Genomic DNA, 13,955 nt, shown 5'->3' with positions numbered 1-13,955 from the left:
CTGTTGTCTGTTCAAACAGCTGACTTAGATCAGTGCATGGTCACATTCCATTGTTAATGAATGACTTAGGCTTCGGTTGAAGGCATAAAGCTAATGCCTGCAAGGCCCGTCCTAGAGGCTTTCTGGCTACATTTTTGGGAATGGCTATTATTACTTTCGAATTATCACGCTAGTTCTTTTTCAGCTTTTGGCAAATTTTCAGCGTCTGTTTTCAGTACAGAATTGAATTATCGGGATCAGCGCACAAAACTTTCTTAACGTGCTAGGCGTTAGCGTCATCGGCTATATATAAAAGGGCGTTTGTCGGTATTACCTGATAAACGTGATCAAGCTTTATCCGTTTAGTTAATAGTTGTTACAAATAACAACTCACGCGGTACTTAATGGAGATTCAAATGTCGCAACCGACGCAAAAGCTGCGATTAGGCGCGTTGATCGCCTTGGTGGTGGGTTCGATGATTGGCGGGGGGATTTTCTCGCTGCCGCAGAACATGGCGGCACGCGCCGATGCCGGGGCGATCCTGATCGGTTGGGGGATTACCGCGATCGGCATGCTGACTCTAGCGTTCGTCTTTCAGACCCTGGCCAATCGCAAGCCTGAACTGGATTCCGGCGTGTATGCCTACGCCAAGGCCGGGTTTGGCGACTACATGGGGTTTTCCTCGGCGTGGGGTTACTGGATCAGCGCCTGGCTGGGCAACGTCGGTTATTTCGTCCTGTTGTTCAGCACGCTCGGTTACTTCTTTCCGGTGTTTGGCCAAGGCAACACGCCGATCGCCATCGGCTGCGCCTCGGTGCTGCTGTGGGCTGTGCATTTTCTGGTGATGCGCGGGATCAAGGAAGCGGCGCTGATCAATCAGCTGACCACGGTGGCCAAAGTCGTACCGCTGATCATGTTCATCGTCATCGCGGCGGTGGCATTCAAGGCTGATATTTTTACCCGTGACATCTGGGGCACCAGCAACCCGAATTTCGGCGGAGTGATGGATCAGGTGCGCAACATGATGCTGGTCACGGTGTTCGTGTTTATCGGCATCGAAGGCGCCAGTGTGTACTCGGCGCGGGCGGAAAAACGCAGTGATGTCGGTCGCGCCACGGTGATCGGATTTGTCGGCGTGCTGGCACTCCTGGTGCTGGTCAACGTGCTGTCGCTGGGGATCATGAGCCAGCCGGAGCTGGCGAATTTGCAGAATCCGTCGCTGGCGGCGGTGCTCGAACACATTGTCGGGCCGTGGGGCGCGCTATTGATCAGCATCGGTCTGGCGATTTCCCTGCTCGGTGCGCTGTTGTCCTGGGCGTTGCTGTGCGCGGAGATTCTCTTCGCCACGGCCAAGGACAAGACCATGCCGGCATTCCTGAAAAAGGAAAACAAGAATCACGTGCCGGTCAACGCGTTGTGGCTGACCAACGCGATGATCCAGATTTTCCTGTTGATCACGCTGTTCTCGGCGGGCACTTACACCAGCCTGATTTATCTGGCGTCGTCGATGATTCTCGTGCCGTATCTGTGGTCGGCGGCGTACGCGGTGTTGCTCAGCGGGCGCGGCGAAACCTATGAGCATGCCTCGGCCGAGCGCACCAAGGATCTGCTGATTGGCGGCATCGCTCTCGGTTATGCGGTGTGGTTGTTGTATGCCGGCGGGGTGAAGTATTTGCTGCTGTCGGCGTTGCTGTATGCACCGGGGGTGATCCTGTTTGCCAAGGCCAAGCATGAGGCGGGCGAACCGTTGTTTACCGCTGTCGAGAAGGGCATTTTCACCTGCGTGATCATTGGCGCCGGGCTGGCGGCGTATGGGTTGTACAGCGGATTGCTGTCGTTGTGAGGTTGTCGCTTGCGTATGCGCGGCCGTATGACTGGGAGGCGATGTTGGGGTTTCTCGCGGCGCGGGCGATTGTCGGGATCGAGACCGTGGTGGATGGCGTGTATTCGCGCAGCATCGGTTTGGACGGGGTCCATGGCACTGTTTCGGTCTGGCTCGGGGCAGCGGATGCGCTAGAGGTCGAGCTGGATTTTCCTGATCCGGTGTTGATGCCCGAGATTGTTCTGCGCTTACGGCGGATGTTTGATCTGGATGCGGATCTGGCGGTGATGCATGGGCATCTGGCGAATGATCGGTTGCTGGCGCGGTTGATTACCGAACGACCGGGGTTGCGGATTCCCGGGGCGTGGGACGGGTTGGAGTTGGCGTTTCGCGCGGTGCTCGGCCAGCAGATTACGGTGGCGGCGGCGATTCGTTTGGCGGGGAAACTGGTTGCGCAATATGGCGCGCCGTTGGCTTCGACAATGCCCGGATTGACCCATGTGTTTCCCGAGGCGGACGTGTTGGCAGCGGCAGATCTGGCGGCGTTGGGCATGCCGAAAAGTCGCGGGCGCACGCTGTCGGGGGTGGCGCAGGCGTTGCTCGATGAGCCTGCATTTTTTGCGCCGAATCGTGAGGGTGGCGTGGCGCGGTTGTTGGCGTTGCACGGGATTGGAGAGTGGACGGCGCAATACATTGCGCTGCGGCAGTTGCGCGATCTGGATGGTTTTCCCCATGGTGATGTCGGGTTGTTGCGGGCGCTGGAAGTGCTGGAAGGCGAGCGGCCGACAGCGCGGGAATTGTCTTTGCGCGCTGAGGCCTGGCGGCCCTATCGAGGGTATGCGGCGCAGCTGTTGTGGACTTCCTTGAGCCGCGCTGATTGATAGATCATCGCCCGGCCTGAAATTGCAGCCCTCACCCCAGCTCTCTCCCAGAGGTAGAGGGGGCCGACCGAGGTGTCTTGCGCTGTACATCGACCTGAAATACCGAGTCGATTATGGGTTCACAGCCGATCGTTCAAGTCGGTGAATCTCTTCAATATCCCGAATCAGTCCCTCTCTCTCTGAGAGTGGGTCGACTGAGGGGTTTTGCGTTGTACATCGACCTGAAAGACCGAGTCGATTATGGATTCACAGCCGATCGTTCAAGTCGGTGAATCTCTTCAGTATCCCCGAATCAGTCCCTCTCTTTCTCTGAGAGTGGGCCGACTGAGGTGTTTTGCGTTGTACATCGACCTGCAAGACCGAGTCGATTATGGATTCCGAGTCAATCGTTCAAGTCGGTGAATCTCTTCAATATTCCCCGATCGGTCCCCTCTCCCTCTGGGAGAGGGTTAGGGTGAGGGGCTTTTTAAGTCCACTGTGGTCGATGAGAACCCAATTCTGTGGCCGGCAACGACCACTGAATCGGCGTGCCGCTGATCTTCACCGGTACCTGCAAGCGATGCGCCGGGCCCCACGGGGTCTGTTCCGGAAATGAACCCTGATCCCGCTCATCTTCCGCCCGCAATGCTTCACTTGTCTCCGGCCCATGCTCGACCAACAGCTTCGCTGTGCGCGCTAGCGACAACCGTGCCGAGCCTCCCCGACCGTTGCGCAACCGCTCAGTCAGCAACCTGAGCGCACTCACCGCCATCAAATACCCAGTCGCATGATCCAGCGCCTGCACCGGCAACGGCGTCGGTTTGTCTGCCTGCATCCATTGCTGCCCGGCCTCGGCGATACCGCTGCTCATCTGCACCAGACTGTCGAAGCCGCGGCGGTTCTGCCACGGGCCGCTCCAGCCGTAGGCGTTGAGACCGACATCGATCAGGCCCGGTGCCAGTTGCCTGCGACGTTCAACCCCGAAACCGAGATGCTCCAGTGCGTCAGCGCGGTAACCGTGCAGCAGAATGTCGGCGTCTCTCAATAAACTCTCGAAAACTGCACGATCCGCCGGGTCATGCAGATCCAGTCGCGCGCAACGTTTGCCGAGGGTCATTTCCGGAACGACACCGGGCTCGTTCCAGGTCGGGGAATCGATGCGCAACACGTTGGCGCCAAGGCCAGCGAGAAAACGGCTGGCGGTGGGGCCGGCGAGCACGCGCGTCAGATCCAGTACTTTGATCCCGGCCAACGGTTGCGCCACCGAGCCTTGCCACGCTTGGCTTCTTTCATCCCGCGAATCGAGGAAATGCACCAGCGGCTCGGCATTCACCGCCAGCCCCTGCGGATGCTTCTGCCACTGCGGCCAACTGCGCATCTCGGCGGCACAACCTTGGGCCGCGACCACCGCTTGCTCCAGATCCGTACTCGCCCATTGCGCGACTTTGGCAGCCATCGCGGCACGGTCGGCGCAGGCACCGAGCACGCGTTCAGCGGCGGCGCGGTGATGTGGGGCGTTGGTGTGCAGACGGATCCAGCCGTCGCGGGTCTGGTAGTCGCCAGCGACTGGATCCCACAGCGGCGGGACTTGCCAGCCAACAGGACGGATTGAAGTGGCGAACCAGAACGAGGCCAGACGCCGATCGACTTCAACGGCGGGCAAGTGACCGGTCTGTTGTTCGATCAATTGGCTGACGGCCTGACCGGCAGCGGCGATGCTGGCGCAGGCAAGGTCGGTAACGGCGAACGCCGAGGGCAGGGCGCCACGATCGGTGAACGGAACGGGCGTGTGCGGCAAGCCGAGTGCGGCTTGAATGGACGTGAGTAGATCAGTCATCGAAGGCCCTCCGGAGCGAGAGGGCGATGATAGTGCAAAACAATCCCGAGTCAGATGAAATCCCGGCAGGTGAACACTCACCCCTGTGGGAGCGAGCCTGCTCGCGAAAGCGCTGGATCAGTCACATTAGTGTTGAATGTGCTGCCGTCTTCGCGAGCAGGCTCGCTCCCACAGGGATTTTTGCAGGTTTGCTAGACGCGGAACTGATCCATCAATTTCATCTGCTGACTGGCCAGGGCATTGAGCTGGCTGCTGATCGCGGCGGATTCAGTGGCTTGCTCGGTCAGCGTCTCGGTGACGGTACGAATCGCCGACACGTTGCGATTGACCTCTTCCGCCACCGCACTCTGCTGCTCAGCCGCACTGGCAATCTGCAGGTTCATGTCGCTGATCACCGTCACCGCGTCGCTGATCTTGCCCAGCGCATCTACCGCCTGACGAATCTGCCCGGCGTTGTTGTGTGCCTGGGTCTGGCTCGAATGCATGGTCGCAACCACGCCACGAGTGCCGGTCTGAATCCGCTCGATCACGATGCGAATTTCTTCTACCGAATCCTGAGTGCGCTTGGCGAGGTTGCGCACTTCGTCAGCGACCACGGCGAAACCACGGCCGCTCTCACCGGCACGGGCCGCTTCAATCGCGGCGTTGAGGGCGAGCAGGTTGGTCTGTTCGGCGATGCTGCGGATCACTTCCAGCACCGAACCGATCTGCTCGCTGTTGACTGCCAGCGCTTCAACCTCGGTCACCGCTTTGCTGACTTCGTCGGCCAGTTGGTTGATGTCGCGGGTGCTGCGCTCGATGATCGACATGCCATCCTTGGCCGACTGGTCGGCACCTTTCGCGGCATTGGCCGCGTTCGATGCGCTGTTGGCGACGTCATGGGCGGTGGCGCTCATTTCGTTGGAGGCGGTGGCCACCTGATCGATCTCGCGGAACTGCACCTGCATGCCTTCGCTGGTCTGGCGGGCAATCTCCGAAGACTGGTCGGCGGTGCCGCGCGCCTCGGTGATGCTCTGTTTGATCTGCGCGATGGTCGGTTGCAGCTTGTCGAGGAAGCGGTTGAACCAGTTCACCAGTTCGCCCAGTTCATCTTTCTTGGCGTAGTTCAGACGCTGGGTCAGATCGCCTTCACCGCTGGCGATGTTCTTCAGCATCTCGGCAACGCTGTTGATTGGACGAGTCACCCCGGACGCGGTCAGCCAGATCAGCAGCAGGCCGACCAGGCCAGCGACCACAGCCACCAGCAGCGCAGTAATCACGCCGGTTTCCTGGGCATCGTCGAGGACCGCTTGCAGCTTGACCGAGTCGGCCAGCAGCACTTGTTTCGGCAGATCGATGACCACGCCCCAGGCGCGCGAGTTGCCGATCGGGTCGACCGGGTAAACAGCGCGAATCAAGTCGCCCTGTTCGAGAATCTTCGGTGTGCCGGAGGTCAGCAGTTGCAGCACATCCTGGCCGTCGGCGCCGAGGGTGTCGTTGATCTTTTTGCCGACCTTGGCCGCGTCGGAGCTGTCAGCCCCGAGCACGCCGCTGCCAGAGACGATCAGCATGTGCCCGGCGTTGTTGAACAGGGTGCGCTGGGAATCCACGGCCGCTGCTTGCAGGGCATCGAGAGCGATGTCGACACCGACCACGCCGATAGCTTTGCCGTCGACGATCAACGGAACGGAAATGGTCGTCATGAGCATTTCCTTGCCGCCGACGGTGTCGGCGTACGGGTCGAGCAGGCAGGTGCGCTTGTTGTCGCGAGGGCAGGTGTACCAACTGTTATAGGGTGTGCCGCTGACGCTGAGGGTGGTTTTGGTCAGGTCCTCTTCGACCATGATCGTGTTCAGTGAGGCGCCGGCGGCGCGACTCCAGTACGTGGCAAAACGTCCGGCTTCGTTGGACTGGCGGGCGGCGTCGTTGGCGAATTCGCTGTCCTTGCCGTCGAGTGCGTCCGGTTCGAAGGCGAGCCAGATGCCCAGCACTTTATCGTTGCGCTCGAAGGCGGTTTTCAGGCTCAGGTTCAACTCTTCGCGCAAGGCGCCGGCGTCCAGTGAGCGCTTGGCGGCCATGACGCGCATGTCCTTGATCTGATCCGCTACGGCAGTGATCACCGTCAGGCTTTCGCCGAAGGTTTTCTGCACCCGCACCGCTTGTTCGGCGGCTTTGGCTTGCAACAGATTCTGCACACTGGCGGTGAGCAATTTATTGCTGGAGTTGCTGACCAGTTCGTCGTTCTGGTTGGTCTGGTAGATGTTCATGCCGACGATCAGCGCGACTACACCGAGCAGGCACAGGCCGGAGAGCAGGACGATTTTCAGGCGAATGGACAGAGAGTCGAACATGGGGCGATCTCGCGAATGAATAAACGGGTGGCAGGCGGATATGAACTATCCGGTTCGCCAAATCCATTCAGCGCCATTCAATGCTCATCGGCGTAGAAGCAGAGGGCATGAGGCGCGTGCCGACGGACGGTCAGCGCTAAACGTTTGCGCAGGGGAAAGTGCTGAAAAAGCGAATAATTACAGGGATGTTTCAGTGTGAAGACGGGTCAGTTCAGACCCGGATGGATTCCGGACGTGACCAGATCCACAAATTGCCCAGGCTCATCCCGGCAATCGCCAGATAGACCGGCCAGCCGTGGTCGAGCATCACCAGCATTAAAGTCGCGCAGAGCAACATGCTCACCGTCGCGCTGACCTTGGCCTTGCGCGCGATGATCTTGCCATTGCGCCAGTTGCTCAGGATCGGTCCGAACAGGCGATGGTTTTCCAGCCAGGCACTCAGGCGCGGCGAACTGCGAGTCGCGGCCCAGGCGGCGAGAAGGATGAACTCGGTGGTCGGCAGACCGGGCACGACAATGGCGATCAGGCCGATGCCGAGGCTGACGTAGGCCAGCAGGCCGAACAGCACACGGGCGATTTTCGAGGAGGCGGGTTGCGGCATGGGCTCAGCGGTGGCTTCTGAAGCGGAAGGGAGATCTTACAGGCTTACGCAGTTCCCCTGTAGGAGCTGCCGAAGGCTGCGATCTTTTGATCTTGAAAACAACATCAAAAGATCGCAGCCTTCGGCAGCTCCTACAGGGGGGTGTGTGTTGTGTCAGGCCATTTCGGCTTCAGTGGCGTAAGCCTGTTCCAGCAGTACGGTGAAGCGGTTGAACGCATCAATCGCGCCTTGCTCTACTTCGGCTTCTTCCTCGGCAGTGAACTGCAACGAGTCGAGGGTGCGCACGAAGCTTTTCCAGCCCTCGGCACGGCCACCTTCAGGCTCACCCAGGTGACGGGCGCCAAAGGTTTCGCTCAGCTCCAGCGCCACGGCACGTTTGATCAGGAACGCCGCGCCGAGCTTCGAACCTTCGGAGACAAAGATCCAGCCCAGCGCGCGCGCCTTGCTCGGGTTTTTCACTGCACCTGCGACCGGTGCCGGTACTTCGGTGTCGAGGTCGGCGAGGTCAGCTTTGGCCGCTTCGGCGCGGCAACGGGCCGGCAGATCAGGCACGATGGCGGTCAGTTCGGCGTCGTTGTACAGGTCGACCAGTTCTGACTGGAACAGGTATTGCGCGACGACAAAACGGGCGAAATTGGCGCGGGTCTCGAACGGCGCGTGGGCTTTGACCAGGGCGTCGAGCTTGCTGTGCGGCTCGTGGGTGATCTGGTTCAGGCGTTGTGAACGCAGGGCTTTTTCCGAAGTGGTCATGACATGTCCTTGATAAAAGAGGCGCTTGATAACGAGACGAACAAGGCGACGTGCAAGCGTAAAAAAACCTCACTGCGCGTGCCTGAACACGCGCAGTGAGGTTGGTCGGATCAGATGTCCCAGATCAGATTGATCGCGAAGTTGCGGCCCGGTTGGGTCAGGCGATCGAGGTTGGCCGGTTGCGTCACCGACGCTTCGCCGACGCTGTCGTAACCGCGCACGTCATCCCACAGCCAGTATTTCTTGTCGGTCAGGTTGTAGATGCCGCCGCTGACGGTGACGTCGTCGGTGACTTTGTAATAACCGGCCAGATCAAGAATGCCGAAGCCCGGGGTTTTGAACTGGCTGCTGACGCCATCCGGCGACTTGAAATTGCTGTCGTCGACGCGATCCTTTTTCTTCACCACAGTCCAGCTCAGCAGGCCGCCGTAGTTGTCCTGGTCGTAACCCAGACCGAACACGCCGGTCAGCGGGTTGACGCTGTTGATCGGCTCGCCGTTGTCGTTGTTGCGACCGTAGGCGTAGGCGATAGAACCTTGGGTGTACAGGCCTTGCGGCGCGCCGAACGCATCCAGATTCAGACGACCTTTGACTTCCGCACCCTTGATGGTGGCGTGCTTGATGTTGGCCGACTGGAAGGTCAGTTCGTTGCGGCCCGGGGTCACCGCATCTTCGTTGATGAAGTCGCGGTACTTGTTATAGAACACTGCCACATCGAACGAACCTTGTTCGAAATTGCCGCGCAGACCGGTTTCATAGCTTTTGCTTTTTTCCGGGTCGAGGTCGGGGTTCGGCGCCACGCTGTAACCTGTGGTGGTGTTTTCGAAGCGGCCGTAAAGCGCCTTCGCGGTCGGGGTGCGGAAACCTTCAGCGTACTGACCGTACCAGGTGTAGTTCTCGGTCAGGGCGTAGGTCAGGCCGAATTTCGGCGAGACTTTGTGCCAGGTCTTGTTCTTGTCGCTGACTGTGCCTTGGCCGTCAGCCGCCACGGTGTTGAGGAATTCCTGAGTGATGTGCGGCTTGAGCTGGGTGTAGTCGTAGCGCAGGCCCGGCAGGAAGGTCCAGTTGTTCCAGCTGATCTGATCCTGAGCGAACACGCTGTAGGTGTTGATGGTCGGGTCCGGGAAGTCGGTGGCTTTGGCCAACACGTCAGCGGTGCTGGTCGCGCCAATGGCGCTGCAGCCGCGGCCGACGGCCAGGCATTTGCCGTCGCCGCTGCGCGAGCCGGTGACTTTCTGTTGCTTGATGGTGGTGCCGTAAGTCAGCACGTGATCGGTGTCGCCGATGGCAAAAGCCTTGTCCAGTTGCGCGTCGAACACCCACTGTTTCTCTTCGTAAATCGTGTCGCGAGTGCGCAACACTTTACGGGTGATCGGGTAGTAGAACTCGGTGGTGCTCTGGTCGGTCTTGGCGATCTGGTGGTTGAGGCTCCACTTCACGTTATCGACCAGCAGGCTGTTGAGGGCGAACGAGTGTTCGATGCCGATACGTTCACGGGTGATGGTGTCGTTGCCGGTGCGCCACTGATACATGCCGCCGGGCAGTACGCTGTCGGGGATGGTCGGGGCGCCGTTGAAGTACGGGCCACCGTAGGCACTTTTCTGATCGGTATCGCGGTCATCCTTGTACTTTTCGTAGGTCAGGCCCAGACGCGAATCTTCGTTGTAGTTCCAGCCGATCTTGGCCAGCACGTTGTAGGCGCGGACGTCTTCCGGGTTGGCGGCGGTGCGCTCAAGGCCAGTGCCATTGTTGCTGCCGTAGGAATCGGTTTCGTGACCGTCGCGCTGGCTGTAATGCAGCAAACCGTCGAACTGCTCGGCGCGGCCGGCGACGGTGGCGGACTTCAGCCAGCTGTCATCGGCCGAGCTGTAACCGGTTTTCAGTCGGGCACCGACGCCCTTGCCAGGCTTGATGATGTCGTCGGCATCGAGGGTGTAGTAGCTGACGGCGCCGCCGATGGCGTTGCTGCCGTAGAGCACCGAGGCCGGGCCACGGAGGATTTCCACGCGTTTGACGATTTCCGGGTCAACGTAGTTGCGCTGGGTCTTGGCGTACGGGCCGTTGAAGAAGCCGTCCGGGACTTCGACGCCGTCAACCTGAGTCAGGATGCGGTCGCCGTCGATACCACGGATATTGTAGCCGCTAATGCCGCCACGCGTACCGGCGCCGCCGACGGAAACGCCCGGCTCATAACGCACCAGATCCTTGATGGTGTTGACGTTGTTGCGGTCCAGATCCTGGCGGGTCTGCACGGTGACAGTGGCCGGCACGCTGCTGACCGACTGCTCCTGACGGGTGGCGCTGATAGTCACCTGATCGAGATTGAGCGTGCCGCTGGCGTTGCGCTTTTCCAGCACCACGTTGTTGTTGCCGAGTTTACGGAACGTCAGGTTGGTCCCCACCAACAGACGATCGAGGGCTTTTTCCGGTGGCAGCGAGCCACGCACGCCCGGCGATGACACGCCCTGACCCAATTCTGCCGGCAAGCCGACCTGCCAACCAGTCACGGCGGTGAAGGCATTGAGCGCCGACACCAGCGGCTGCTGGCCAATGGCGAATGAGTAATCGCCCATGTTGCGCGCCGGCTGCTCGGTGGCAGCCATCAGCGGTGCAGTGCCGGCCATCAGGATGGCAGCGGTCAGCAGCGACAATACGCGGGAAGGGGAGGAAGTCTGGCGGGTAAGGCGTGAGGACATCGATAGCGCTCCGTGTCGCACGAATCTTTATAGGGGCTGATTGTCTTCGCGTGTTGCGAATCAATTGCATTGGCTATAACGAGACGTACTGACAATGGCTATCGAGTAAAAATAATTCTCATTTAGTTCAAAATCACCAGCGCGGGGAATTCTTTCAGTTGCGCCGATGTGATGTGCGCGAGGGAACGCACCACGTCGAGCGGCTGATCGAGACGGTAATTGCCGGTCACGGCGACGTCCGCCAAGTGTTCGTTGGTGTTGATGATCCAGCCCGGATAGTAACGGCGCAATTCGGCCAGGACCTGATTCAGCGGGCAGTTCTCGAACACCAGTCGGCCTTGGACCCAGGCCAGATCGGTGTTGGCATCGAGTTTGGCCGGGCGGTCGAAACCATTCGGGCCGATGCGGATGCTTTCACCGGCAGTCAGACGTACCCGAGCATCGTTGTGCGTGGCGCGCAAATCGACGTCGCCGCGCTGCACATTGACCTGCGCGACGCCATCGAGATAACGCACGGCGAACGCCGTATCGCGCACGCTGGCAGTGACTGGCCCGGCATCGATTTCCAGCGGTTGATTGCGGCCGCTGGCAATCTCGAAAAACGCCTCGCCCTGAAACAACCGGGCAACGCGCTGTTGATCGTTGATGGTGCTGGAGAATGCCGAATTGGTATTGAGCAGGACTTTCGAGCCGTCCTCCAGTTGCAGACGCTGGCGCTCGCCAACCACCGTGAGGTGATCGGCCTGAAGGCGCATGGGCAAATTGCTGAAGCTGAACAGACCGAGCACCAGCACCGCGGCGGTGGCCAGCGGTTTCCAGTGCGGACGCAGACGCTTGAGGACGGGGACTTTTGCAGGTTTGGCCGCCAGGCTTTGCGCGCACTGGGCGACTTGCGGGCCGTCCCAGATCGCCTGGGCCTTGGCAAACGCTTCGGCGTTCAGCGGATCGGCCGCCAGCCAGGCATGAAATTGCCGGGTCTGCTCCTCGTCCGGGCTGCCGAGCACGATGAGCCAGTCCAGCGCCTGGTCCATTGCGTTTGCAGCGTCCTGCACCGAATCCGGCGAAGGCGAGCGGTGGGTGTCCGTCACGGTGTTTCCTCAGGCTTCTGGCGAAGCAGTTTCTAGTTTCAAGCGACAAGCTGCAAGTCAAAGCTCGGTCCGTTGTATGGCTTTGCGTTTCTAGCTTGCTGCTTGAAGCTTATAACTTGCCGCTGCTGTTATGCCGTTCGGCGACGCCAATGCAAATGGTCATGATCAGCTTCAATTCTTTCTGCACCGTGCTGAGGGAAACATTCAGCTCATCGGCGATTTCCTGATAACTGTTCCCGTGCAAACGGCTGAGGATGAAAATCTGTTGCTGACGCGGGCTGAGTTGACTGAGGCTCACGTTCAGGCGCTCCAGCATCTGTTCGGCGTGGGCGGCATCTTCGGCGCTGCTGGCGGGGGCGGCGACGCTGTGCACGATATCTTGCGGCACATCATCGACCATGGTTCGCGAATGGATTTTGCGCGCGCGCAAATGATCCAGCGCCAGATTGCGCGCGGTCTGGAAGACAAAAGGTTCGAGGTGATCGATGGCCCGCTCGCTCAGCGCCCGCGTCACGCGCAGGTAGGTCTCCTGCAGCAGGTCTTCAGCGGTGCTGTGATTGTTGACCATCCGCTCCAGCGTACGCAGCAAGGATGTGCGCTGGGTGAGGAAAACGTGGTTGAAGCGCGATTGACTCACGGGAGGACCTGATCGATTTCAAGCGAATGATAATGCTTATCATCTAGTCGAATGGTCAAGTGTTGTTTTGTGATCGACACAGATAAATGTAGGAACTGCCGAAGGCTGCGATCTTTTGATGTTGATCTTAAAAACAAGATCAAAAGATCGCAGCCTTCGGCAGCTCCTACAGGGGATCAGGACAATCTTACTCGGCGTTACACAGCGCCAGGCAGTTATCCAGCATGCGGTTGGAGAAGCCCCACTCGTTGTCGTACCAAGCCAGCACCTTCAGCAGTTTGCCGCTGGATTTGGTGTGGTTGGCGTCGAAGATCGACGAGAGCGGGTTGTGGTTGAAGTCGCTGGATACCAGCGGCAAGGTGTTGAAACCGAGAATCTTCGAATGTTGGCTGGCCGCTTTCATCAGCGCGTTGACTTCCTCGGCGCTGGCTTCTTTTTTCAGCTGCACGGTCAAATCCACCAGCGACACATTGATCACCGGCACGCGCACGGCCATGCCGGTCAGTTTGCCGGCCAGTTCCGGCAGCACCAGGCCCACCGCTTCAGCGGCGCCGGTCTTGCTCGGGATCATGTTCTGCGTGGCCGAACGCGCGCGGTACGGGTCGGTGTGATAGACGTCGGTGAGGTTCTGATCGTTGGTGTAGGCGTGAATGGTGGTCATCAGACCGCTTTCGATCCCCAGCTCGCGGTGCAGCACTTGCGCCACCGGCGCCAGGCAGTTGGTGGTGCACGAAGCGTTGGAGATGATCTGGTGCGACTGGCGCAGAATGTCGTGGTTCACGCCATAAACCACGGTGGCGTCGGCACCTTTGGCCGGGGCCGAAATAATGACTTTGCGCGCGCCGGCAGTAAGATGCGCGGCCGCTTTGGCGCGATCAGTGAAGAGACCGGTGCATTCGAACACCACATCAATCTTTTCCGCCGCCCATGGCAGTTCGGCCGGGTTGCGAATGGCGCTGACCGCAATGCGGTCGCCGTTGACGGTCAGACTTTCATTGTCATGCTCGACCTGCGCGTCGAACGTGCCGTGAACGGTGTCGTATTTGAGCAGATGAGCATTGATCGAGCTGTCGCCCAGATCGTTGATGGCGACAATCTGCAAATCCTGTCGATAGCCTTGGGTATACAGTGCGCGCAGGACATTACGGCCGATGCGGCCAAAACCATTGATTGCGATTCGAAGAGTCATGGAACAGCGCCGCCGTCGTTTTGTTGTTGGAATTACAAGATTATTCGCATAAAAATAGAAAACAAGCCTTTTTAGTGGCAATATTTTGTTTTATCTACAACGAGTGACCTGAATCAACTGGTCCGAATGGTCAAAAAAGCCGTCTGTCATTCCAACAACAACGGC

9 protein-coding genes and 2 pseudogenes are annotated in these 13,955 nt (G+C 59.4%); 2 read left to right on the top strand and 9 right to left on the bottom strand.

Features of this window, described 5'->3' with window-relative positions; all coding sequences use genetic code 11:
* Window positions 1–395: 395 nt before the first annotated feature.
* Together arcD and ACZZ0G_RS04880 are read left to right on the top strand one after the other, a co-directional pair.
* Window positions 396–1,823, top strand: a complete 1,428-nt coding sequence (arcD, locus tag ACZZ0G_RS04885; RefSeq protein ID WP_463555481.1) for an arginine-ornithine antiporter — start codon at window positions 396–398, stop codon at window positions 1,821–1,823.
* Window positions 1,820–2,683: a DNA-3-methyladenine glycosylase family protein gene (locus ACZZ0G_RS04880; protein WP_463555480.1), complete on the top strand. Its 864-nt coding sequence runs from the start codon at window positions 1,820–1,822 to the stop codon at window positions 2,681–2,683. The genes arcD and ACZZ0G_RS04880 overlap by 4 nt, the downstream gene beginning before the upstream one ends.
* Window positions 2,684–3,149: 466 nt before the next feature.
* Here ACZZ0G_RS04880 and ACZZ0G_RS04875 read toward each other — a convergent pair whose 3' ends face one another.
* The 9 genes and pseudogenes from ACZZ0G_RS04875 to gap all read right to left on the bottom strand — a co-directional run bounded on the left by ACZZ0G_RS04875 (window position 3,150) and on the right by gap (window position 13,790).
* Window positions 3,150–4,499 carry a CoA transferase gene (locus tag ACZZ0G_RS04875; RefSeq protein WP_463555479.1) on the bottom strand — a complete coding sequence of 450 codons (1,350 nt, stop codon included), beginning with the start codon at window positions 4,497–4,499 and terminating at the stop codon, window positions 3,150–3,152.
* Between the two features lie 191 nt (window positions 4,500–4,690).
* A pseudogene (locus ACZZ0G_RS04870) lies at window positions 4,691–5,218 on the bottom strand (methyl-accepting chemotaxis protein); the annotation flags it as partial.
* Window positions 5,219–5,548: 330 nt separating this feature from the next.
* A pseudogene (locus ACZZ0G_RS04865) lies at window positions 5,549–6,556 on the bottom strand (methyl-accepting chemotaxis protein); the annotation flags it as partial.
* Between the two features lie 484 nt (window positions 6,557–7,040).
* The gene (locus ACZZ0G_RS04860; protein ID WP_463555478.1) at window positions 7,041–7,430 is read right to left on the bottom strand and encodes a YbaN family protein; all 390 of its coding nucleotides are present in this window, start codon (window positions 7,428–7,430) and stop codon (window positions 7,041–7,043) included.
* 153 nt (window positions 7,431–7,583) lie between these two features.
* On the bottom strand, window positions 7,584–8,180 hold the full coding sequence (locus ACZZ0G_RS04855; RefSeq protein WP_463555477.1) for a biliverdin-producing heme oxygenase: 597 nt from the start codon (window positions 8,178–8,180) through the stop codon (window positions 7,584–7,586).
* A 110-nt stretch (window positions 8,181–8,290) separates the two neighbouring features.
* Window positions 8,291–10,876, bottom strand: a complete 2,586-nt coding sequence (locus ACZZ0G_RS04850) for a TonB-dependent receptor (protein WP_463555476.1) — start codon at window positions 10,874–10,876, stop codon at window positions 8,291–8,293.
* A 122-nt stretch (window positions 10,877–10,998) separates the two neighbouring features.
* Window positions 10,999–11,964: a FecR family protein gene (locus tag ACZZ0G_RS04845; RefSeq protein WP_463555475.1), complete on the bottom strand. Its 966-nt coding sequence runs from the start codon at window positions 11,962–11,964 to the stop codon at window positions 10,999–11,001.
* Window positions 11,965–12,073: 109 nt separating this feature from the next.
* A complete protein-coding gene (locus ACZZ0G_RS04840) occupies window positions 12,074–12,601 on the bottom strand; it encodes an RNA polymerase sigma factor (protein WP_463555474.1) in 528 nt (175 codons plus the stop codon).
* Window positions 12,602–12,788: 187 nt separating this feature from the next.
* Complete coding sequence (gene gap / locus ACZZ0G_RS04835) at window positions 12,789–13,790, bottom strand: type I glyceraldehyde-3-phosphate dehydrogenase (protein WP_016983705.1); 1,002 nt, start codon at window positions 13,788–13,790, stop codon at window positions 12,789–12,791.
* Window positions 13,791–13,955 lie beyond the last annotated feature (165 nt).

The sequence above is a fragment of the Pseudomonas sp. AC169 genome, from assembly GCF_979258515.1.
The sequence above is the reverse complement of the archived record's forward strand: the minus strand, read 5'-3'. Positions and strand labels throughout refer to the sequence as shown.